The organism is Variovorax paradoxus EPS (assembly GCF_000184745.1).
In the GTDB taxonomy this organism is placed as follows: domain Bacteria; phylum Pseudomonadota; class Gammaproteobacteria; order Burkholderiales; family Burkholderiaceae_C; genus Variovorax; species Variovorax paradoxus_C.
This window is the reverse complement of record NC_014931.1, coordinates 5,565,678-5,588,225: the sequence shown is the minus strand read 5'-3', so window position 1 is coordinate 5,588,225 and position 22,548 is coordinate 5,565,678. Positions and strand designations below refer to the sequence as shown.

Sequence of the window (22,548 nt, the reverse complement as noted above, 5' to 3'; positions counted from 1 at the left end):
GAGAACCGAAAGAAGAGGATCAGAGAGATGAAGAACACGAACACCAACACAACGCGTCGCGCCATCGGCGTGGCCGCAGCACTCGCGCTCGCCACCGCCGCGCTGGCGCCCGTCACCGCATCGGCACAAGCTGCATTCCCCACCAAGCCCGTGCGCATCATCACGCCGTTCCCGGTCGGCGGCGGCCCCGACGGCGTGGCCCGCCTCGTGGCCGACAAGCTCTCGCGCGCGTGGGGCCAGCCGGTGGTGGTCGAGAACCGCCCGGGCGGCAACGGCTTCATCGCCATCGACGCCTTCAAGCGCGGCGCCAAGGACGGCCACGACATCATCGTTCTGGACAACGTGCACCTGGCCGCGTACCCGGCGCTCTTCAAGAAGCTGCCCTACGACAGCGCCAAGGACTTCGACACGCTGCTGCCGCTCTTCAAGACGTATTTCTTCTTCACCGTTGCCACCAACAGCAAGTACAAGACCGTGGGCGACCTCATCGCCGACGCCAAGGCCAACCCCGGCAAGCTCGACTACGGCTCATGGTCGGTCGGCAACCCGGTGCACCTGGGCTCGGAGCTTTTCGAGTCGGCCACCGGCACGCAGATGGAACACATCATCTACAAGGAAACCACGCAGCTCTACACCTCGGTGGCCACGGGCGAACTGGCCTTTGCCCTCGGCAGCAGCGCCACCGCCGGCCCGCTGCAGCGCGCGAACAAGCTGCGCTTTCTGGCTGTGGCCGCGCCCCAGCGCAACGCCGCTTTTCCCGACGTGCCGACCGTCGCCGAATCGGGCGGCCCCAAGGGTTTCGAGGTGATCGGCTGGAACGCGATTGCCGTGCCCAAGGGCCTGCCCGCTTCGGTGACCGAGAAGATCAAGCGCGACATCGAGAAGGGGCTGGCGGAACCCGATGTGCTGGAGAAGTTCAAGAGCTTCGGCTATGAGCCGTTCCCGACGACGCGGCCGCAGTTCGATCAGTTTGTGGCGAGTGAGACGCAGCGGTTTGGGGATGTGATTAAGAAGGCGAATGTTTCGTTGGATTGATTGAGGGGCTCCGGGGGTCACGGCGCTAGCCGATTAGCGGCGTGACAGTGAATGTCTCTTGAAGTCTGGCTGTTGACGGTTGATGTGCTGTCGTGGATGAGTACTATCGGCCAGCAGCGGACGTTCGACCCGAGCCTCCAGTTCGCACACAATCATCCTTCGCATGCCTCGCAATCAGCTCATCGTCCAGCTACCCATAACTGCGTCCACGAGCCTCGACACGTTGCTACATGTGGAGGAAACACTCGTGCAGGCCTTCTCTCAGAACAGCTTCGCTGAGGTCGATGGCCACGACATCGGCCAAGGTCGGTTCAACATCTTCATCTATCCAACGGGCACGTGGGGGCCAGTTTTGGAGCGTGTCTACGCCTTTCTCAAGCTTCGCGGAGTGCTGAAGGAAGCGCTGGTCGTAAAGCGCCTGAAGACGAGCGAGAAGTACGTGGTCGTTTGGCCTGCGCAGTTCAAGGGAACGTTCGAGCTCTAGAGGCAAAATCCGGCCGAGACCGGCCAGTCGAACGCGGCGTCCGAAGCGCGTGCGCACTGACCGATGGTCCAGCCACAATCGACTCTTATGCTCAAGAACTCCGTCGCGCAATGGCTGGTGCACCACCGAATTTATCTTTTCTTAGCCTTGCTTGCGGTCGCGGGACTGGCTGCAAAGTACCGATCCGAGCTTGAAGTCGTGCCGCTGCAAGCGCTATCTGCGCGTGACGTTTCCCTGCGCTACATCGGCGACCTCGAAACCGTCGTGAGTCGCAGTGGGATACAGCATGGCAGCACTCGATTTAAGGCGGGAATCGGAATTGGCGTAGAGAACGACATCGAACGCAACGAGATGCTCAGAAAATTGCAACCTGTTTTGTACGTGCCATTCGCTGACGTGCTGGACATCTCAAGGACCCAGGCTCAAGCGGTGGAGGGAGCGGGACCGAATTTGCGCATCATGCTTCACCGCGGTGCGATTTTCGCCGTGTCCAGCCAGGCTGGCGATGTCATCCCCTACACCGACTATGCCGAGAAGGCTCAGCTGTTGCGCGAGCGGTGGCTATGGGGAACATGGGCAGTGGTAGTTATCGCCGTCCTGTACTTCGCGGTAGCGACCTTGCTCGCTCGGCACGGTAGCCAAGTTGGCCGTTGACGGCCATAACCCGTCATTCGACGGCGGTGCTCAGTTCGAGCATCAACGTACGCGTTCCGTCTTGGCGATGTGATTGAACTCTGGCGCGCTTGCCAGGGGCTGTGATCGGGGGGCAAGCGTCGGTGCTGCAGCAAAATCCGGCCTGGAGGCCCAGTAGTGGCCCGGCGTCCTAACTCAAGTCATATTTGGATGTGAAACCTGCGTTGTTAGAAAAAATCGCCGCTGCTCTCGACGCCCGAGGTCTTGAACGACTGGAGCCAGAATTCTGGATTCAAGAGATCGAGCCCGACGTTCAGCTTCTTGTAAGTCTGCGATCAAGACGCGACGCGAGAGGCTTTTGGCTGGAATTCGGTCTCGGAGTCCGCTTTGATGACATCGAGAAGGTTCTTGCGCAGACGATGGGCATCGATTTGTTGGCACAAACTGGGATGCTCGGAGCCGACCTTCGGCACTTGGTTGACCGAACTACAGCCAGCGGTTGGGGCTTCGCATCTGAAGCGGACTTCGAAACGCGTGGCTTCGAACCTCTCATGGAAACTTTCGATCTGGGGCTTTCCAAGATGAAGGATTACACCGACCGCGCGCGCCTTCGCCTGTTGATTGATAACGCCATATCTGGGATCTTTGAAGAGCCTGTCATGTGTCGATTTCATCACTATGCTCCGATCGTCCTGTACTTGGATGGCGAGATCGCCCTCGCGTCGGAGTTCCTGTGCAAGAAGTTGCAGGAGGCCAAAGAAGAGGCCGGGCCCAAGAGCTCACCCTTTGTCGAAAGCTATACCGCATTTTCCAATGCGCTTCTCGCGCGGATGGCGCACTGAGCAAGTGAGATTTGAGGCTTACACGCGAGAGCCACTAGATGACTTGCGGTGATACACAAGGTCGATTCGGACTAAGCCACTTTCAAGTGGGCTGTGCCTGGGCTTTGCCTGGCTGAACGTCGGCTATGAAGCAGACCGTGGGACTGCAACGCACCCTTTGCGCCGGGAACTCATGCGGCTACAGCCGGCCAGGAGCGGTCCCTCAGGACGCCCTCAAATTCAATTCAAGGATGACGATGTCAATGCTGCAGAAGCTTCGGGGGGATTTGATGCTCAGGGTTCCCATCCTGGGTCGGACGTTGACGCTGTATCGACAAGGCGCTCGGTTGGCACTGTTTTCGTTCTTTGCGACGGTGGTGCTCTGCAACTTGCCTTGGCGCCTCATTCCGACCGTGGGCGAAATTCTTCAAATGCTCGTTGCGGCCGTTGGTTTCTACTTTTCCGCAGCCCTGATCGGATCGCTCACGCCCAACGATGTAGACGCTGACGCAGCGTCACGACGCTGGCTTTGATTTCGGCCTTCGGCCAGAAGCGGACCTTCGTCACCGGCATACAACGAAGCTATGCTGAGCATGGAGCGGTTAACAATGAAGCAAGTAACAGGATTTCGTCACTACGTTTCCGTCGGTGGTCGATGCCCCGCCACCGGCACAAAATCTGCGATGACATTCGCCTGAGAATCACCAGCACCAAATGACACAACGACGCCGAGGTTTGACCGCCTTTTTGCTGATGACATTCATCGCAGGCTATGCCCATGGTCAAGCAGTCCCTGCCCAATCCCTTGAGAACTTGATGGTCGTAGTGCGAGAGTCACCGAATCAGAACAGGCAGACCGATGCACTTGTCGCAATCACCAAGATCGAAGGAACGCTGCCGAATGGAACCAAGTTCGTGGAATATCCCGCCTGGTTTCAATACATCGGCGACACGCATCTCCGATTTGTCTTCGATGCCCCAAGCATGGTCCACAGCGCCAACATGAAGGACTTGGAGCGCCTCGGCCTATCACCCGAAAAGGCGTTGGCTGTCGCAATGGCGAATCTCAAGAGGGTTTACGGTAGCCCGACCTCTGTACCGTGGAACGACTTGCAGCTAGTCAAGGGCAAAGAACCCGACTATGACAGCAGCTACTTTCTGGACCGAGAGTTCTGGGCAGCCATTAGCAAAAGCCACCCAGATGGCGTCATTGTGGCCCTTCCGAAGCGCGGTGGTCTGCTCTACACGCCACTATCAGACGTCAAAGCCGTCTCTGGTTGAATCGCCCCGGCTTTCATGGAGGCCGATTGGTTTAAGTCAAGCCGCCATCTTGGCGGTCTGACTGGCGAGTTGCCGGTAATAGTTTGCCTCAGCTTCTGCAGGCGGGATGTAGCCGATGGGTTCGAGCAGGCGATGGTGGTTGAACCAGGCCACCCACTCGAGCGTCGCGAACTCCACCGCCTCCTTGGTCTTCCACGGTGCTCGGCGATGGATCAACTCGGCCTTATAGAGGCCGTTGATCGTCTCGGCCAGGGCGTTGTCATAGGAGTCGCCTTTGCTTCCCACTGATGGCTCGATGCCAGCCTCTGCAAGCCGTTCGGTGTATCGGATGCTGACGTATTGCGACCCGCGATCGGAGTGACAAATCAAGCTGCCGTCGCGTTCGGGTTGACGGTCGTACAGCGCTTGCTCCAAAGCATCGAGCACGAAGTCCGTGCGCATCGAGTTGCTGACCCGCCAGCCCACGATGCGTCGGGCGAACACATCGATCACGAAGGCGACGTACAGCCAGCCCTGCCATGTCGACACGTACGTGAAATCCGAGACCCATAGCTGGTTCGGGCGCTGTGCTCGGAACTGCCGGTTGACACGATCCAGCGGGCATGGTGCTCTGGCATCGCTGATCGTGGTCTTCACCACCTTGCCGCGCATTACGCCTCTCAGCCCCAGGCGCCGCATCAGACGCTCGACTGTGCAGCGGGCCACAGCCGTGCCTTCGCGTGCCAGTTGCCTCCAGACCTTGTCGGCGCCATAGACCTGCATGTTGGCCTGCCAGACGCGCTGTATCGCCGGCATGAGGACATCGTCGCGGTGTGCTCTGGCGCAGCGCTTGTGCGGCTCACGCAGCAGCGCCGCGTGCCGCCGGTAGCCCGACGGGGCGACCTGCAAGACCTTGCAGATCGGCTCGACCCCGAAGGTGCCGCGATGCTTGTCGATGAAATCCCTCAGGACTTCAGCCGGCGGTCGAGCTCCGCCTGGGCGAAAAACGCGCTCGCCAGCTTCAGGATCTCGTTGGCTCGGCGCAGCTCCTTGACCTCGCGTTCGAGCTCCTTCATCCGCTGGGCCTCGCTGGTCGTCACGCCTTCTCGAACGCCGTTGTCGACCTCGTCGCGCTTGACCCATTCGTTCAGCGTCTGCGGCACACAGCCGATCTTCGGTGCGATCGACTCGACTGCCGCCCACAGCGACGGGTACTCCCCGCGGTGCTCCTGCACCATCCTCACCGCGCGCTCACGCACCTCGGGTGAAAACTTGTTCGACTTCTTCATGGCTCAATCCTCTCAGAGTGTTGAGCCTCCACAAAAGCCGGGGCGATTCAGACCGCATTTGTCTGGAGTCAAGACCATCTGTAGACGACGAGCTTTCGTTCTACAAGTCAGGACGTAACTGGCCAGGCGAACTCGCCATCACGTGTAGCAAGTGACAGACGTGGTAGTCAAAAGCTGCGACCTTTCCAATGACTGTTTCAGAGTTGGCCGATCGGCTGCTTAGGGCCCGTTGCGGTCCTTCAGTCGCCCGACGTCAGCGGCACAAAGCTGTCCTTCACCCGTTGCCCCGGCCAATCATGCGTACTTACGCAGCACTCGGATCAGCCGTCGTGCGTGCTTCTCAATCGCCGGCCAATCCCACAAGTCGGGTTCGCCCAAACGAGGGTAGGTTTTGGCCCAGGCACGCGCGCGTTCAGCGCTGTTAACAGCGATGCGGCAGCCGACCAAGCCGGGCTGGCGGATTTCGAGTTGCAGTTGTATGAGGCCCCATCCTCCGAGGGTGTAGCGCCAAGTAGCGCCATTGGTGGCGGGATTGTTCAGATCGATGCGCTCCTGCACTGCAAGTCCGCCCGTCTCGGGATAGTGCAGCGTCAGATTAGCTGTGGTGCGGCCGGCTGCAAGTTCGGCGGCAATGAACTGCTCGAGCGCCGGCTGGTCCTCGAATTGCATCAATTCGCAGCCGGGCACGCCATAGCCCTCCATCACCACGGGTGAGCCTTGGTAAACCGCGCCCAATACTTGGGTCAATGCCTCTCGTGGAATGCTGTCTTTGCGTTGCATGGGTTTGAGTGGTTGCCGAGCAGTCGCTGGCCTGCGCGCAAGCCGAAGTAGGTCACTGGCTGGTAGTGGCCGACTGTAGCCGCGCACCCGCATTGGTGATGGTCGGGATGTGCGTGAAGCCTGTTTGAAGGGTGCCGCAGCCGACTAGGTCTGCTGCAGCCGGCGGCTGCGTTGGCGGTCCAGTTCGCCCAGTAAAGTCTTGGCCAGGACCACCGCGATATCCGGTCAGAATTGGAGCCTATGCCGATGCAGCCCCTGTTCGACGCAATCGCTTCAATGTCCGCACCGGTGGATGCGCAGCGCATCTTCCACGGCCGCGGTGGGCTTCATCCCGAGTGCGCTCACTTGTCGCTCGACTTTTTCCCGCCGGTTTGGGTGTTGACCAGCTTCAAGCCTGCGACCGACGGCGAACTGGCTGCAATTGGCGCCGCACTGGAGCGTCGCTGGTCACAGTTGGCACCGGGTGAAACGCTGCAATGGGTGTTTCAGTGCCGGCATGAAGGCCAGAGCAGCACACGACTTATGGGCGGTTCGGTGCCCGACCCGCATTGGGTCACCGAGGAGGGCGCTCGCTATCGCGTTAACGTGGGCCGGGGCCAGAACCACGGTCTGTTTCTCGACATGGCCGAAGGACGGCGCTGGGTTCGTGCGTTTGTGAAGGCGCGCCCAGACGCCCGGTCGCGCGTCAAGGTGCTCAACCTGTTTGCTTACACCTGCGCGTTTTCGGTGGTCGCATTGCAGGCAGGGGCCCGGCACGTCACCAACCTGGACATGAGCAAGGGCGCTCTGGCCGTGGGGCAACAGAACCACCGCGCCAACGGCGTGCTCGCCGGCGCGAGCTTCTGAGCTGGCCCCTTGAATGACAGGACACGGTCTATCGCTTATCTTTAAAGATAGGAGTAGGACTGTGAGTACGACTAGAAATACGGATACCGTCGAAGTGATCATGAGGGACCAGCGCCGCAGGCGCTGGTCCCTTGCAGAGAAGGCCGCGCTGGTTCGTCGAAGCTACGAACCTGGCATGAGCGTGTCGCTCGTCGCACGTCAGGAAGGCGTTGCCGCCAGCCTGCTGTTCCAGTGGCGCAAGCTGGAGCGGCAAGGGGCGCTGACGGCTGTATCGGCGGGCGAGGCTGTGGTGCCGGCTTCGGAACTGGCAGCCGCTCGTGCCGAGATCGCCAAGCTACAGCGCGTGCTTGGCAAGAAGACGCTGGAGAACGAGATCCTCAAGGAAGCTGTGGAGTACGCCGCGGAAAAAAAATGGATTGCGCGCTCGCCCTTGCTGGACGGGGACGGCCAGTGAAGGCCGTCTGCCAGGCCCTTGGGTTGGCGCGCTCGAACATTCATCGCTTGCAAGCTCGCTCCGAGTCCTGGATCGACGCCCGGACACGACGCACGGCGCCTGCAAGCGACGTGGCCTTGCTCGACGAGATCAAGGCCCAGATCACCGAGTTGCCGACCTATGGCTACCGGCGTGCCTGCGCGTTGGTGAACCGGCATCGAGCCACCACCGGTGCGACGCGAGTGAACGCCAAGCGCATCTACCGCGTGATGGCGGCTCATGCATTGCTGCTACCGAAGGCGCCGAGACGGCGCCAGTCCAGCCGGCCCCATGAGGGCAAGGTGGCCGTCGCGCACAGCGACATGCGCTGGTGCTCGGACGGCTTCGAGATCAAGTGTGATTCGGGGCAGACCGTGACCGCGACCTTCACCAAGGACTGCTGCGACCGTGAGATCCTGGCCTATCGGGCATGGGAGGGCAAAGGGCTGCCGGGCGAGCCGGTGCGCGAAATGCTCATCGAGGCCGTGGAGAAGCGCTTCGGCGGCGTCGAGGGTGTTCCCAGTACCCACGTCTTGGAGTTCCTCTCGGACAACGGGGGCGCCTACATCGCTGCCGAGACCCGGCAGATCGCTCGACAACTGGGCCTGAGCCCAGTCAACACGCCCGTGTGCAGCCCCCAGAGCAACGGCATCGCCGAGAGCTTCGTGAACACGTTCAAGCGCGACTACGTCAGCCGCATGGACCTTGCCGATGCGAGAACGGTGATGGCGCAGATGGCCGCAGCCTTCGAGCACTTCAATGAGGTGCATCCGCACTCGGCATTGAAGATGAAATCACCCAGGGAGTTCAGGCAGCATCGCGCTGCCAACCAGCGTCTTGCTCAGATCGAGCAGACGCTACATTGCGAATAGCCCGTGTCCTGAAATACGGGGGCAAGATCACTTCCTCCCTCATGACCTTTTCAGTTCGTGGGGAAAAATCGCGCGCGGAGGCCCTTACGGGCTGGTCATCGTTGACCCACCAAGCTATCAAAAGGGAAGTTTCGTTGCGACCAAGGACTACGCCCGGCTGATTAAGCGCTTGCCTGACCTGCTGGAGCCCGACGGCCTTGTCCTGCTATGCCTCAATGCCCCAGAACTGGGACCAAAATTCCTGCAAGAGCAAATGAGCGCACTGGCGCCGGAACTGGATTTCGTGGAAAGACTGGCGAATCCAAGCACCTTTCCCGACGTGTCCGACGAGCGGTCGTTGAAGGTGTTGGTGTACCGGGCACCGCCGGGTGTTAAACCTGAGGTCTGAAGGGCGCGCTACGCATTAGCGCCACGGGCGGACGGCCCCATGGAGCGCCTTCGTGTGAATTGAAGCAAGCTGTCGAATGACTGGTCCTGGCCGCTTCCCGCTGTACGTTTTCGGGCCTCAGGGCTCACCACGATATTTCGGGTTCGCCTGAAACTCACCCGTGATGTTGCCATGCTCATCGACCTTGAATGCCCCCTTGATGAACTCCGGAGGGATGTGATCGTTCGGGCCGAAGCTTCCCGCGATTTGATAGACCCAGCCTCCGGGGTTGGCCTTAGCTTCCGCAACCATTTCCGGCGTTGGAGTGACCGCTATCGGCGAGACCGCCGCGACTTTCTTGAATGGCCACATATACGGGGTACGAATCAGTTGGAGGGGCGGAGCGAATGACCGGTCCTGGCCGGAAGCGCTAAACATCAAGCGCTCGCTGCCTGCGGATATGACGTTTCTGCTCGGCACTGGGCGGCTTGTAAGAGCCGGAAAGACGACGCCTGAGGGACTTTATCGCGGCGGCTTTTGCACGCATCACACCAGGGTCGGTCACAGTCTGGGCCTCCGCCCACTCCAGTGCCCCTTCGATCGGCGCTCCTCTCAGTGCACACAGGCAAAGTGTCTGCTGATGCAACGTGGTGGCACTGGCGAATGTCTCGATCACAAAGTCTCTCAACTTCTTCTGCTGTTCTTGCGGTGGCACCAGACCGTCGTCGAAGCTCGTCAACGCGTTCAACGCGCCAAGCGCTCGCCAGAACGGATCGTCTGGCTGGTCCGAAAGGGCGGTTGTCGACATGCAGTAGTCCAACAGCACCGTTACGCAAGACTCAGTGCGAACTTCGCCAAGAACCGCAATAGCAAACGTCGCGAGCGCCCGATCGGTCAGCAAATGCTGCAGCGAAGCAACGCCGCCGTGGCCGTAGGCGATGCAGGCCACAGCCCAACGCGAGAGCGGCGCTACCCTTGTGCTGTCTTCCAGCAGGCCGTCTTCGTGCCATCCGTGCAGCTTGCAGAGCCGTTCAATCTCATCAGCGCCGTCAGCGCCATACGCCAGCGAAAACCGAATCAAGTCTTCCGGATGAACCGAGCCACCGTAGGACAGCGGTCCGGAGCCCTTGGCGGCCTTGCGGGCAAGATCATTGAATTTCATCGGAATTCGGTAATGCTTTTGCAGCCGTCATGTCGTTTGCCAGCTTGCGATAGTCGGGACTGGGCCACCGTGGTGAGGGGCGGGTTCTGGCCGCATTGTGCCGGTCGCGTCCATCACGTCTTCGGCGCCGGACGCCAATGCACGGTGTCTGGATAGCTGCGCCCATGGCTGAAGCACAGGAAGATTTCCAAGGCGGCGCTCGCGTGAAACCATTCGTCCGACTTGAGGCGCAGTTCGCCGGCGCCGAAGGCAAGGACGGTGCCGTCAGGGAACACCGGGCTCGGCTTGTCGTGAAAGGCTCGCAGTCTTGTTGAGGTAGAGACATCGAAACGTTCAACCATACAGGTAACGCCTCCGCCGGCCACCTGAAGGTAGTTTCCTTGAGCGTCAGTCAACGATGCGTACGAATGCCGACCATAGCTCTTGAGCGCGAGAAGCCTGCTTTCAAGGACGCGGTCGGATGGGGTACTCACTGCCGCAAAGTTCTGGCCCTCAAATTTCATGATCGGGAGGTTGAGTCGAAGGTTCGGTGTTGCGCGAATGTAGCTGGGCGCACCTCCATCGCGAAATGGGGCCGAGATGCGCGCAAGCTCTACGCGCCAGGGCCGCGTCGGTCGCCTCCTACCCCGTCAATGACTCGAACTGGTCTTCAATGCGTGCATGAAGCAGACCCAGCGATACCGCGATAAGCCGCAACAACGAGGCGCGCTGGCATGTATCGAATATCGGTGCGGTATTCGAATCTGGCGAAGTGGCATCACGCCTGTCTTCATCCCAATCGAGCAACTGCACCAACGTCTGCGCGCCTTGCACCACATCGCGCGCATCGTTCAGGAACGCGGCTTGGCTTTGCTGCGAAGGATCGATGCGTTCGGTTTGAACCCACTCGAAGGGTTTGAACTGGGAGAGAAGAGGAGAAGACGCGCAATTGCAACCGGTATCGGTGCCTGCGTTTGAAGCATGGGCCATGGGCCTCCAAGAATGTCGATTTGCTACAACCGACGCACTCGCTGTCAAACGAGGGCGGCAGCTCGAACGGGTTGACAGACCGGGACATCTTGCGAAAACCGGCAGGGCGCGAGCCCTCCCGTTCGAGCCGCCTAAAAATTGGAAGCGCGAACGAAAAAGCCGCAGACCCTTGTGCGGTGGCTGCGGCTTTCGTCGCAGATGTCGGCGGGCTGTCAAACCCGGCCCCGTTCATCACGAGGCGAGGGCAATGTACGCGGTTGGCGCAATGCCCGTCAAGTTGGCGTTTGTCGATGCTGCCACCATGCGCGCGCGCATCTGGGTACGACGCCAAGCCCCTACCGCCCAAGCGCCTGCACATGCCCCAAAAACGCCCGAAGGTGCGAAGGCCGCACGGGCTTCACGATGACGGGCAGGCCCGCCGCGCGCGCCGCGTCCAGGTAGTCGCCTCCCACGTCGCCGGTGACGATCAGTGCGGGCAGTTCGGCATCGCCCAGCGCCGAGCGCAGGTCCTCGATCGCCTGGATGCCGCTGACCTGCGGCCCCAGCCGCAAGTCCACCACCAGCGCTTGCGGCCTGAAGCCTCCTGCCTGCCCTGCCTGAATCACGCCCAGCGCGCCCTGCACGTCGCTCGCCGAGCGCACCTCCATGCCCCAGGAAGCGAGCAGTCCGCCGAGCGCCTGCAGCGAACTCTGGTCGTCGTCGACCACCAGAATGCGCATCGCCAATGCCGTGGTCGATGCCGATGCATCGAAGCGCGCGGTGTCTGGCCCACTCTCACTCACGGCCGCATCGGCCAGCGGAAGCTGCAGCTCGAACACGCTGCCTCGCCCCGGCACGGAGCGCGCCGTCACGCGCAGGTCGAGTAGTTCGCTCAAGCGCTTGACGGTGGCCAGCCCCAGGCCGTAGCCCAGGCGCCGGTCGCCAGCCGGGTTGTCGACCTGGAAGAACTCCTCGAAGACCTGCGGCAAGTGTTCGGCAGCGATGCCTATGCCCGTGTCCTCCACCGACAGCCGTAGCCGGCCGTCGGCGATGCGGCTGCCGATGATGCGCACCTGCCCTTCGCGCGTGTAGCGGATGGCGTTGGCCAGGAGGTTGGTGACGACCCTGGCCAGCAAGGCCCGGTCGCTGCGCACGGCCACGTGGCCGGCAGAGATTTCCAGGCGCAGCCCCTTCGCGGCGGCCACCGCCTGGTGCGGCCGGCAGCACTCGGCCAGCAGCTCGTCGATGGCGAAGGACGACCACAGCGGGCTGAGCGAGCCGGCGTCGGCGCGGGTGATGTCGAGCAGGTCGTCCACCACGTCGGTCATGCCGTCGGCACAGGCCACCAGTTGTTCCGACATCTCTTTCACATGGCGCTCGGTGCTCACGTTGTGCACGGTCTGCGCCAGCAGTGCCATGGCGTTGAGCGGCTGGCGAAGGTCGTGGTTGGCGGAGGCGAAGAAGCGCATGCGCGCGGCCACGGCTTCCTCGGCGGTTTGCCGGGCCGCGTGGGTGCGTTCGTTTTCTGCGCTGAGCGCAATCACCAGTTCGGCATTGCGCCGGCGTTGCGCCTGGATCTCGTGCAGCGCGGACGACAGCAGCCTGGCGCTCAGCACCGTGTAGATGCCGATCAGCGACACGATGGAAGCCATGGCCATCTGGTAGCTGCCGCCGAACCACATGTCGCGCAGCACCAGGGGGCCGAGGATGAGCGCCACGTAGACGTAAGACGCCCGCCCGATGGTGGCCATGCGGATCGCGCCGCCCAGGGACACGGTGACCATGGTGATGTGAAGAATGGCCTCGGCCTGCGCCGGTCCGTCGTGCCGCAGCAGCACGTTCAGCGCGCCCAGCGAGAAGGCCATGAGCTGGGTGAGGGCGATGACGGGCAGCATCATGGCCGGCAGGTTGGCGCGAAGCGCCGGCCGAAACACCCACGCGAGCCAGATGCCCATGCGCACGGCGACGATGACGCAGTACACGACGAACCACACGCGCACGCGCTGGCCGTCGGGGCCGTCGGCGTATTCGATGTAGCAAAGAAACCCCGCCATCGCGGCCAGGAGCCACGCCCAGGGCGTGGAGCGGATCATCTGCTCCAGTTGCTGCAACTGCAGCTCCGAGAAGGCCAGGCGCGAGGCGATGAAGGCGCGCACGCCGGATGTGGGTGCGGACGCGGGCGCGGGCGCGGGGGCGCTCATCGCAAGTCCAGCATCAACCCCGCGCGCCGCGCCTGCACCAGCAGGTGGGTGCGGTTGCGCGCATCCATCGCATCGAGGAGGGCGGTGATGTGCAGCTTGACGGTGCGCTCCGCGATCTGAAGCTCGGCGGCGATCTGCTTGTTCTGGCGGCCCTGCGCGACCAGCAGCAGCACTTCGAGCTGCCGCGGCGTGAGGCCCGAAGCCACGAGGCCGGCGCGTGGCTGCAGCACATCGAAGGCCTCGCCGCCGGCCGCCACTTCATCCAGCGCGGCGGCGATGCGCGCCACCGGCTGCGACTTGCCGATGAAGCCGGCCGCGCCCGCGGCACGTGCGCGCGCGGCCAGGGCCGGCTCTTCATCGCCCGAGATCAGCAGGCGGGAGACCAGCGGATGCCGCACACCGAAGAGGCGCAGGCCCTCCAGGCCGTCTTCGCCGCCCAGGCGGTAGTCGATGAGGACGATGTCGGGCGGACATTGCGAGGCGCGTTCCACGCCCTGCCCGAGCGACAGGGCGGTCTCCACCTCGAAGTCGGGCCGCGCGTGCGAGAGCGCATGCGCAAAGCCGACGCCGAACAGCGGGTGATCGTCGACAAGCAGGAGTTTCATGGTGATCCTCGGTGCGGGCCCGGCGGGCCGCGCCATCTCCTCGTGGGGCGCCATTGTCCACACCGGTTGGCGCAGCGCGGGAATCGCAGGATCGGCCGGGTCTTTCAGCAGCGGCCGGCGGCGCGCAGCAATGCATTGCAAGCCGGTGCTGGTGATGGCGCCGGTGCGGTGCCGGTCGCCGGCCTGGCGTTGGAGCGGCGCGCGGACGCGGGCGCATCGCTCTGGCGCATCTCCTGGCAGATCGCATCGCTGACCACGCGGCCCACGACCGACACCGAGCCTTCGACGTAGCAGTTGTACGTGCGGCCGCCATCGGTCCTGGCGATGAAGGTGGTCTGCACGCCGCTGTCGGCGCGGTTCGAGATGGTGAACGCGGAGGGCGGCAAGCCGAGCGCGCGCGAGGTGTTGGTGACGATGGCCTCGTCGGTCACCGCCGTCGAGGCGCACCCGACTGCAAGCACGGCGCCCGCCAGGAGTGCGAAGAGAAGGGGAGTCGGTGAATGTGTCATGCAACGGTATGAGGTGGAGGCGTCGAGCCTAGCCAGACACCGCGCACCGCGAAACAGCACCTTCGGGCAGGTGCCCGATGGTGCTATGGCCCGCAACGGCTTGCCTTCCTACGATCCGGCCCTCTTGAACGAGCACAGAAGGCGCCGGGCCCCGGCGTCAGGGAACGAGGAATGGCAGACATGACGAAGAAGAGCACTTGCAGGCGATGGATGGCTGGTGTGTGGACCGTGGCCCTGATGGCTTTGACGGCCTGCGGTGGTGGCGGCGGTGGTTCGGGTGGCGGCCTGTTCCCGCCCATCGGCTTTCCCCCGCCCGCGGGCGCAACGCATCGGCTGGACGTGGCCATCACCGGTGGCGGCCGGGTCGCCTCGCAACCCGCGGGCATCGACTGCGCCGACAGCTGCGGCGCGGATTTCGCAGCGGGCACGCAGGTCACGCTCACGGCCTCGCCGGCGGCGGGGCAGGTGCTCGGTGGCTGGTCAGGCGCCTGCAGCGGCAATGCGAGCGTGTGCACCGTGCGGATGGATTCCGCGCTCGCCGTGACGGCCACCTTCGTCGCCGCGCCGCCCGTGCTCGGCTGGGGCGATGCGCTCACGCTGTCCGCCGGCGGCGCGAGCCAGCCGAAGGTGGCGGTCGATTCGCAAGGGCGCGCGCTGCTCGTGTGGCGCCAGCTCGAGGCCGGCCAGTCGATCGACAGGCTGTGGGGCAGCCTCTACCGCCCGGGCGACGGCTGGAGCGCGCCGCAGCGCCTGGAAGCCAACAGCGGCAGCGTGCGCGACATTCGCGTGGCCATCGACAAGAACAGCGGCCGTGCCGTGGTGGCATGGACGCAGCTGAGTTCGCCGGGCGCCTACGACATGTGGGCGCTGCAGGTCGACCCGGCCACCGGCTGGGGTGCACCGGCGCTGCTGGAAACAGGCGCCGGCACGGTCGGCTTCGCGAGCACGGGCATCGACGCCAACGGCAACGCGCTGGCGGTGTGGTCGCAGATCGGCCCGGCCACGCGCTTCAGCATCTATGCCAATCGCTACACGCCATCGGGCGGCTGGGGCACGGCCGAACTGATCGAGACCGACGAGGTCTCGGGCGTGGTGAACGGCGATCCGGCCGTGGTGGTGGCGGGCTCGGGCGAAGCGCTGGCCGTGTGGAAGCGCTCCACCGGCATCAGCTCATCGCTGTGGACCAACAGCGCCAACGCGGGCGGCACCTGGGGCGCGGCGGCGGAGCTGGTGCCCGATGCCGGCACCTCGCAATCGATAGGCGCGCACGACCTGGCGATCGACGCCGGCGGCAATGCGCTGCTGGCCTGGGGCCAGGCCGACCTGCCCGGCGGCGGCAACCCGTGGGAAAGCGCCGTGTGGTTCAAGCGCTTTTCGGGTGGGGCATGGCAGGGCGGCACGGCGCGCGTGGGCGCACCGTTCCTGTCGACGCAGGCTTTCCTCAGCACACCGGTGCTGCGCGTGAACGCGGCCGGTGCGGCGGTGGTGAGCTGGGGCCGGCAAGACAACGCGCTCATGGCCGCAACCGCGGCACCGGGCGCGGCGTTCGGCGCGGACACAGTGGTGCGGGCGGCTGCTTCGCAAGCGCTCACCAGTCTGCCCGGCCTGGGTGTGGACGACGCGAGCAACGCGATGGCCGCGTGGACGCAGGCTCCGGGCGACCTCTACACGTCCCGCTACACGCTGGCCGAAGGCTGGGGTGCGCAAGCGCTGCAAGAGAGCAGCGACGAAGCGGCCAACACGCCCGATGTCGGCATGAACGAACTGGGCAATGCGGTGCTGGCGTGGCAACAGTTCGAGCCGAGTGCGGGAACGCGCATCTTCGTGCGCCACTACGCCTCCGGCAGGTAGAGCGCCTTCCTTCCATTCAAGCAAGTGCGGCTGCCGGCAACGGCGGATCGAGTGGAAGAAAAGATCCCGCTGTCGCGCCGCCAGTGTTTTGGCGGTGCGACAGCGGATCGTCGTTGATGGGGTGAGAGGGCACGGCTCGAAGTTGTTGCCCAACGCGAATGCCGACGGCGTTCGTCTTCATGGCTTGCACCCCCGGCAGAACACGTTCGGCTCGCGTACCACGCGCGAAGCATCTGTTACTTCCCGGCGCTGTGAGTAGGTACCCCACCTACCGTGCGTCCAAGCCGACGCAAAGAGGCCCCGCGTCTCACAAATCAGGCGCATCCGAGGTACTTCGGCCCGGGTATATGCGTAACCGCAACGCGTACTTACATTTTTGATTCGCAAATGCGAAATCAACGGCGCGCGGAGGGGGAGCAAGGCGATTGCTGCTGCATCTGGGTGCCAACCCGATCAATCAAACCAAGAACGCGTCGAAGCCATGAACAAAATCTTCCGAACCCTTTGGAATCCCACGCTCGGCACCTGGGTCGCCGCGCCAGAAATCTCGCGCGGCCTTGCGCGCTCCTCCAGCACGGGCGGCGTGCGCGCCATCGCGGCGGCGGCCCTGGTCGCCTGCGTGGTTCCGGTGCTCGCGGCGGGCGGTGCGGGTGGTCAGCCGGTCGGTGACACGCGGCTGAACGGCGGTGCCGGTGGCAGCGACGGCAGCGGTGGCAGCGGCGGGTTCAACGACACGATCTTCAATGCGTTCGGCGGTGCGGGCGGCGCGTCGACGCCGGGCGGCGGTGCCACGGCCGGCGCCGGTGCCAGCATCGGGAGCTTCGGCACCGCCACGCCGGGTGCCGGCGGCGCAGCGGGGGCTGCCAGCACGTCGTCGGGACCGGGCGTGTTCCAGGGCGATGCCGGCGGCGCGGGCCAGGCGCAGACGGGCGGCCCGGGCGCGGGCGATGGCTACGGCGGCGGGGGCGGCGGCGGCTTCCAGGGCGCGTCGATCGCGAACAACATTCCCGGTTCGTCCGACAGCTACACCGGTGGTGCCGGTGGCGCGGGCGGCGACGGGTATTGGGCTGCGGGCGGCGGCGGTGCTGGCGGGTACGGCGCGATCCTCAACGGGCCGCTCGGCAACTACATGGCCACGGGGTCGTCCGCGGGTGGCGCGGGCGGGCAGGGCGGCAACGCTTTCTCGCAGGGCGGGGGCGGCGGCAGCGGAGGCGGCGGGTTCTACCTGAACGCGACGACCCCGGGCCTGGGCGCCACCAACACCGGCACCCTCGCAGGCGGGGCGGGCGGCACCGGCGGCGCCGAACTGGCGGGTTCCCGCGCCAACGCTTCGGGCGGCGGCGGTGGGGCCGGCGGCATCGGCGCAACGCTGGCTGGTGCGGCCGTCGTCTTCAGCAACACCGGCGCGATCACCGGCGGTGCGGGCGGCGCAGGCGGTGCGTCCGGCGGCGGCGCGGGCGGCACCGGTTCGCCGGGCGGCGGTGGCGACGGCGGCGCGGGCCTCGCATCGGTCGGCGCGGGCGCGACGCTCACCAACACCGGCGTCATCGCGGGCGGGGCAGGCGGCGCGGGCGGGGCCAACAGCAACGGCGGACCGGCCGGCGCGAATGGCGCGGGCGGCGTGGGCGTGACGGGGGCGGGCCTCGCGCTCATCAATGGCGGCGTCATCTCGGGCGGGCTGGGCGCAGACGGCGTCACGCGCGCCGCCGCCGTTGCGTTCACGGGCGGTGCGAACAGCCTCACGCTGCGCACCGGGACATCGATGACGGGCGCGATTTCGATCGGCACTGGTGCCACCGCCAGCGTGATCGCCGATGTCGACGGGCTCGCCGTCGACAACGCCCTGCTGCTGGGCGGCACGGGCACCATCGACACCCGCGGGCACGACCTCGCGTGGTCGGGCGCGATCTCCGGCGCCAGCGATCTCGTGAAGTCCGGTGCGGGCGTGCTCACGCTGAGCGGCGCCGACACCCATGCGGGCGGTACCCTCGTTGCGGCGGGTACCTTGCGCGCCGGCGCGGCCAACGTGCTGAGCGGCGGCAGCGCCTACACCGTGGCGTTGGGTGCGGCGCTGGACCTGGCCGGCAACAGCCAGGCCATCGCCTCGATGGCCAACAGCGGCACGGTGTCGCTGGTGGGTGCGGTACCCGGCACCACGCTGACCGTCAACGGCCCCTGGGCAGGCAACGGCGGCACGCTGCGACTGGGTACCTCGCTGGGCGGCAGCGCAAGCGCGAGCGACCGGCTCATCCTGAGCGGCGCGACCGCCATCGCCAGCGGCACGACGAGCGTGCAGATCACCAACCTGGGCGGCCTGGGTGCGCTCACCACGGGCAACGGCATCGAGGTGATCAGCGCGATCAACGGCGCGACCACGACCGCGCAGACCACGCGCAGCGCATTCAACCTGGCCGGCGGCCACGTCGATGCGGGGGCCTACGAGTACCGGCTGTATGCCGCCGACGCCAGCGGCGCGGGCGAGAACTGGTATCTGCGCTCCACCGCCGCGGCCGTCGCTCCGCCCGGCGGCGGCACGGGCACCGGAACGGGAGCCGGCGGCTTGGGCGGCGTGCCCACCTACCGCGCCGAAGTGCCGCTGTACGCGGCGCTGCCCGAGCAACTGCGCCAATCCAGCCTGGCGATGCTCGGCAACATGCATCAGCGCACGGGCGACGACCTCGGCGCTGCCACGGCCCCGGCCACGGCCACGCCGGCGCAGGGCTATCGCCAAGCGTGGGGCCGCATCATCAGCACCGACCGCACCCTCTCGCAGGGCGGCACCGTGAGCCCCACGAGCAAGGGGCGCCTCACGGGCTTCCAGGCCGGCACCGACCTGTGGGCCGACCCCAACTGGCGCGTGGGCGTGTACGTCGGCCAGCTCGACGGCGACATGCGCGTGAACGGTTTCGCGAGCGGCCTGGCGAACCTCGCGGTCGGCGCCAACGACCAGAAGAGCCAGTACCTGGGCGCCTACGCCACCTGGAGGAACGAGAGCGGCCTGTACGTCGACGGCGTGCTGCAGGGCGGCCGCCACCGCTACACCGCATCGCCCGCCTTGAACCTTGCGAGCGGCGGCAAGGGCAACAGCGTGCTGGCGTCGGTCGAGGTGGGGCAGTCGTTCGCCGTCGCGCAGAACTGGACCATCGAGCCGCAGCTGCAACTGGTGCACCAGCGCGTGAACCTGGGCGATACGGCCATCCCCGGCGCGCTCGTGCGGCAGGACAGCCACAACGGCACGCTCGTGCGCGCCGGCGTGCGCGTGAAGGGCCAGATCGCCACCGGTGCCGGGGTGCTGCAACCCTATGTGCGGGCCAACGTGTACCGCGGCGGCCGCGGCACGGACGTCACGCGCTTCGTCGGCCCGGCCGGCTTCGCGGACATCGCCACGCGCACCGGCGGCACCAGCACCGAACTGGCGGCAGGCGCCACGCTGCAGGTGACCGACAAGGTCGGCGTGTACGCGGAGCTGGGCAAGCTGTGGAGTTCGAGCGGCGACGCGCGGGTCAAGAGCGGCGTGAATGCGAGCGTGGGGGTCAAGCTGCGTTGGTGATCGCCTGACGGGGCGGGCGGTCCTCGATTCCACCTTCCTTTAAAGTGCGCCTGCCTGCGACGGGCAGACGCACGGCGTGCCACGCGGCACGCAAGGGAAGGACACCGATTGAGCACAACGAATGCAGCCGAAGCCGCAGCACTGGCCAGCATTGCCGAAGCCGAGCAGGTCATCGATCGCCTGCACGCCGCCAACGACCCACTGCTCGAAGAGCACCTCTACGAAGCCTGGCTGCGCAAAGGCGAGGCACTCGCCCAGCTCGGCCGGCATGCCGAGCGCGTCGCGCTTTGCGACGCGCTGATCGCGCATGCCGATGCCGCCCCCGCCGGCCGCGCGCTCTGGATCGCGCAGGCCTTCAACGCCAAGGGCCTGGCATGGCGCGCCCTCGGCAAAGCCAATTCCGAGATCGGGGCGTACGAAGAAGTCGAGCGCCGCTTCGGCGACGCGACCACGCCCGAAGTGCGCACCTGGGTCGCCCACGCGGCCTTCCAGCGCGCGGTGGTGGCCGGCTCGCTGGGCGGCGCGTTCGCCAAGGTCGACATGGTGCGCAACTGCGAAGACATCGCTCGCCGCTACGCCAACGATGCGCCCGAGGCCACGCGCGAGATCGTCGCGCGCGCCCGCATCTGGCGTGGCGAGCTGCTTTCTGACTTGAACTACCCGGCCGAATCGCGCGAGGCCTTCGATGCCGTCTGGCGCGACCTGGCCTACGCGCCCGAGCCTTCCGTGGCCGCACGCGTCGGGCACTCACGCATCAACCAGGCGATGGTTCTGGCCGAAGCCGGCCAGCGCGTCGAGGAAGCCATCCCGATGCTCGGCGAAGTGCTCGCGGCCTATGCCGGCGATCCGCGCGAGGCGCTGCGCGAAGTGCATGCGCGCGCCGGATTCCTGCGCGCCGACATGCTCGACGACGCCGGTGAATACGCGCTGGCGCTGGCGGCCTGCGACGACGTGCTGGCCGCGCACCTGGCCGACGAGTTGCCCGGCGTCGCGCTGCGCGCCTGCCGCGCGATGGCGCTGAAGACGCATGTGCTGTATCGCCTCGACCGGGACGACGAAGTCCCTGCGCTGCGCAGCGCGCTCATCGCGCGCTTCGGCCATCACACCGGCGCCGACATCGAGGAGCTGACGGCCGAGGTGATGTGCCGCACCGCCTACGACGCGGAGGAGCCCGAAGACGTGCTGCCTGTTTGCGATGCGTTCGACGCGCGCTTCGGCGAATCGACGCTCCTGCCAGTACGGCGATGGGTGGCGCGCGCCGGCATGGCGCGTGGCCAGGCGCTGCGCGACATCGACCGTTCGGAAGACGCCGCCGCCGTGTACGAGGCGGTGCACGCGCGCTTCGGAAGGCACACCGGCGAGACCGACGCCGCATTGCTGCTGACCGCGACGCGCGGGGCGATGGCCGCCGCCAGCGTGCTGCGCGGAGCCGGCCGCAATGACGAGGCGATCGCGCTGTACGAGGCGGCCGCATCGGGCGTCGATGCGAGCGCGAGCCAGGCGCTGCGCGAAGAGGCCGTTCACGCGCGCCTGCAGATCATGGCCCTGCGCAATGAGCCGGCCGCCGTGCAGGCGCCGATGCTGAACGCGCTGGCGGCGGATTTCGGACGCGACGCGGTGCCGGAATTGCGGAGGCAAGTGGTCGATGCGCTGTATTCCCAGGCTCACGAACTGCGCGAGGCCGAGGCTTTCGAGGAAGCGATTGCGGCGTACGACCGCCTGCTCGCGCTCACGGCCGACGAGAGCGACGCGCAGGTGCTGCAGATCGTGGCCAGCGCGCTGCTCAACAAGGGCTACCTGCTGCTCAAGCTCGTGGACCGTCCGGCCGAGGCGCTGGTGGTGTACGACGAGATCGTCGCGCGCTTTCGGAACATCACCTCGGAGTCGATGCGCGACACCTTGTCGAAGGCGGCCGCGAGCCGCCAGACCTGCCTTGTCACGCTCGACAGACTCTCAGGCGCGGATTTCGGCGGCGACTTTCCCGATCTGCCGGTGGACAAGCTCGACGAGATACGCGAGACGATCTCGCGCGGCTACGAACTCGGCGAAGCCGGCAAGCAGCGCGAGGGCATCGAGCTGACCGACCAGGTGCTGGCCGAACACATCGAAGCCAGCCATCCCGAGCTGCGCAACCAGTGCTCGCGCGCGCTGACCAACAAGACCTACATGCTGCAGCAGCTGGGCCAGCTCGATCGCGTGATCGCATGCGCCGACGAAATGGACACGCGCTACGGCGAAGAGCTGTCGATGTCGATCCAGGAGCGCGTGGCGCTGTGCCTGGGCTACAAGAGCGCGGCGCTCGACAAGCTCGGCCGGCACGAGGAAGAGCAGGCGGTCTACAGCGACATCATTGCGCGCTGGGCCAGCTCCGACGTGATCGACCTTCGCCGGCGCGTGGCACGCGCGTTCTACTGCCAGGGCCTGACCCACAAGCAGGCGGGCGATACCGAAGCCGCGCTGGAAAGCTACGCGCGGCTCCTTGGGCGCGACGGCCACGCGAAAGACGTCACGCTGCAACTGTGGGTGGCCAAGGCGATGATCGACCAGGCAAGCGTGCTCGGCCAGCAAGGCGAGCAGGCCGGGCGCGCCGAGGTCTACAAGACGCTCATCGCCCGCTTCGGCAGCAGCACCGATGCGCAGTTGCGCGAGCGCGTCATCAACGCGAGCGAATGGCTCGCGGATGCGCAGGGCAAGCTGGGCCTACATGAGCAGGAGTACACGACGATCAGGGACACGCTGCGGCGCTTCGGCACCCAGATGCCCGAAGCGCAGAAGGCGCGCCTGAGCCACCGGCTGGGGCCGATGACGCTGGGGCGGTTTGCGCGCAAGCTGATCGAGCGGGTCAAGGGCATCAAGAACTGAA

Annotated in this window: 19 protein-coding genes, 2 pseudogenes and 1 other annotated feature; of the genes and pseudogenes, 12 read left to right on the top strand and 9 right to left on the bottom strand. The window is 65.6% G+C overall.

Annotated elements, in window-relative coordinates; genetic code table 11:
• Window positions 1-27: 27 nt before the first annotated feature.
• From VARPA_RS25650 to VARPA_RS25625, 6 genes are all read left to right on the top strand, one after another.
• On the top strand, window positions 28-1,035 hold the full coding sequence (locus tag VARPA_RS25650) for a Bug family tripartite tricarboxylate transporter substrate binding protein (protein WP_013543501.1): 1,008 nt from the start codon (window positions 28-30) through the stop codon (window positions 1,033-1,035).
• Window positions 1,036-1,198: 163 nt separating this feature from the next.
• On the top strand, window positions 1,199-1,519 hold the full coding sequence (locus tag VARPA_RS25645; protein WP_013543500.1) for a hypothetical protein: 321 nt from the start codon (window positions 1,199-1,201) through the stop codon (window positions 1,517-1,519).
• Window positions 1,520-1,606: 87 nt separating this feature from the next.
• Window positions 1,607-2,173 carry a hypothetical protein gene (locus VARPA_RS25640; RefSeq protein WP_144299045.1) on the top strand — a complete coding sequence of 189 codons (567 nt, stop codon included), beginning with the start codon at window positions 1,607-1,609 and terminating at the stop codon, window positions 2,171-2,173.
• 185 nt (window positions 2,174-2,358) lie between these two features.
• Window positions 2,359-2,994: a hypothetical protein gene (locus VARPA_RS25635; RefSeq protein WP_144299044.1), complete on the top strand. Its 636-nt coding sequence runs from the start codon at window positions 2,359-2,361 to the stop codon at window positions 2,992-2,994.
• Window positions 2,995-3,236: 242 nt separating this feature from the next.
• A complete protein-coding gene (locus tag VARPA_RS25630; protein ID WP_041943053.1) occupies window positions 3,237-3,506 on the top strand; it encodes a hypothetical protein in 270 nt (89 codons plus the stop codon).
• A 181-nt stretch (window positions 3,507-3,687) separates the two neighbouring features.
• Window positions 3,688-4,254: a hypothetical protein gene (locus tag VARPA_RS25625; protein WP_144299043.1), complete on the top strand. Its 567-nt coding sequence runs from the start codon at window positions 3,688-3,690 to the stop codon at window positions 4,252-4,254.
• 36 nt (window positions 4,255-4,290) lie between these two features.
• Here VARPA_RS25625 and VARPA_RS25620 read toward each other — a convergent pair.
• Window positions 4,291-5,522, bottom strand: a protein-coding gene (locus VARPA_RS25620) for an IS3 family transposase (protein WP_416367497.1) whose coding sequence is annotated in 2 segments (ribosomal slippage) — window positions 4,291-5,231 and window positions 5,231-5,522 — 1,233 coding nt in all. Because the reading frame shifts where the segments join, the coding sequence is not laid out codon by codon here.
• Window positions 5,128-5,244: a sequence feature (AL1L pseudoknot), on the bottom strand. Its footprint overlaps the gene before it by 117 nt.
• 294 nt (window positions 5,523-5,816) lie before the next feature.
• Window positions 5,817-6,302: a hypothetical protein gene (locus VARPA_RS30335; RefSeq protein WP_144299042.1), complete on the bottom strand. Its 486-nt coding sequence runs from the start codon at window positions 6,300-6,302 to the stop codon at window positions 5,817-5,819.
• Window positions 6,303-6,548: 246 nt separating this feature from the next.
• Here VARPA_RS30335 and VARPA_RS25605 point away from each other — a divergent pair.
• From VARPA_RS25605 to VARPA_RS30815, 3 genes and pseudogenes are all read left to right on the top strand, one after another.
• Window positions 6,549-7,145: pseudogene (locus VARPA_RS25605) on the top strand (class I SAM-dependent methyltransferase); the annotation flags it as partial.
• A 103-nt stretch (window positions 7,146-7,248) separates the two neighbouring features.
• A protein-coding gene (locus VARPA_RS25595; RefSeq protein ID WP_086011057.1) for an IS3 family transposase occupies window positions 7,249-8,492 on the top strand; the annotation gives its coding sequence in 2 pieces (ribosomal slippage) (window positions 7,249-7,546 and window positions 7,546-8,492; 1,245 coding nt in all).
• Between the two features lie 31 nt (window positions 8,493-8,523).
• A pseudogene (locus VARPA_RS30815) lies at window positions 8,524-8,880 on the top strand (class I SAM-dependent methyltransferase); the annotation flags it as partial.
• A gap of 117 nt (window positions 8,881-8,997) precedes the next feature.
• Here VARPA_RS30815 and VARPA_RS25590 read toward each other — a convergent pair.
• From VARPA_RS25590 to VARPA_RS25560, 7 genes are all read right to left on the bottom strand, one after another.
• Window positions 8,998-9,231 carry a hypothetical protein gene (locus tag VARPA_RS25590; RefSeq protein WP_049794554.1) on the bottom strand — a complete coding sequence of 78 codons (234 nt, stop codon included), beginning with the start codon at window positions 9,229-9,231 and terminating at the stop codon, window positions 8,998-9,000.
• 58 nt (window positions 9,232-9,289) lie between these two features.
• On the bottom strand, window positions 9,290-10,021 hold the full coding sequence (locus VARPA_RS25585) for a hypothetical protein (RefSeq protein ID WP_013543493.1): 732 nt from the start codon (window positions 10,019-10,021) through the stop codon (window positions 9,290-9,292).
• 113 nt (window positions 10,022-10,134) lie between these two features.
• On the bottom strand, window positions 10,135-10,524 hold the full coding sequence (locus tag VARPA_RS25580) for a hypothetical protein (RefSeq protein WP_013543492.1): 390 nt from the start codon (window positions 10,522-10,524) through the stop codon (window positions 10,135-10,137).
• Between the two features lie 118 nt (window positions 10,525-10,642).
• Window positions 10,643-10,990, bottom strand: a complete 348-nt coding sequence (locus VARPA_RS25575) for a hypothetical protein (RefSeq protein ID WP_041943050.1) — start codon at window positions 10,988-10,990, stop codon at window positions 10,643-10,645.
• 335 nt (window positions 10,991-11,325) lie between these two features.
• Window positions 11,326-13,170 (bottom strand): hybrid sensor histidine kinase/response regulator, encoded by a 1,845-nt coding sequence (locus VARPA_RS25570; protein ID WP_013543491.1) that lies wholly within the window; start codon window positions 13,168-13,170, stop codon window positions 11,326-11,328.
• A complete protein-coding gene (locus VARPA_RS25565) occupies window positions 13,167-13,775 on the bottom strand; it encodes a response regulator transcription factor (protein WP_013543490.1) in 609 nt (202 codons plus the stop codon). The genes VARPA_RS25570 and VARPA_RS25565 overlap by 4 nt, the downstream gene beginning before the upstream one ends.
• 104 nt (window positions 13,776-13,879) lie before the next feature.
• The gene (locus VARPA_RS25560) at window positions 13,880-14,284 is read right to left on the bottom strand and encodes a hypothetical protein (protein ID WP_013543489.1); all 405 of its coding nucleotides are present in this window, start codon (window positions 14,282-14,284) and stop codon (window positions 13,880-13,882) included.
• A 180-nt stretch (window positions 14,285-14,464) separates the two neighbouring features.
• Between VARPA_RS25560 and VARPA_RS25555 the strand changes: the two genes are divergently transcribed.
• From VARPA_RS25555 to VARPA_RS25545, 3 genes are all read left to right on the top strand, one after another.
• Window positions 14,465-16,135, top strand: a complete 1,671-nt coding sequence (locus tag VARPA_RS25555; RefSeq protein WP_144299041.1) for an InlB B-repeat-containing protein — start codon at window positions 14,465-14,467, stop codon at window positions 16,133-16,135.
• 481 nt (window positions 16,136-16,616) lie between these two features.
• Entirely contained in the window at window positions 16,617-19,685 is a 3,069-nt protein-coding gene (locus VARPA_RS25550) for an autotransporter outer membrane beta-barrel domain-containing protein (protein ID WP_013543487.1), read from the top strand.
• 108 nt (window positions 19,686-19,793) lie between these two features.
• Entirely contained in the window at window positions 19,794-22,547 is a 2,754-nt protein-coding gene (locus VARPA_RS25545) for a hypothetical protein (RefSeq protein WP_013543486.1), read from the top strand.
• Window position 22,548: the final 1 nt, after the last annotated feature.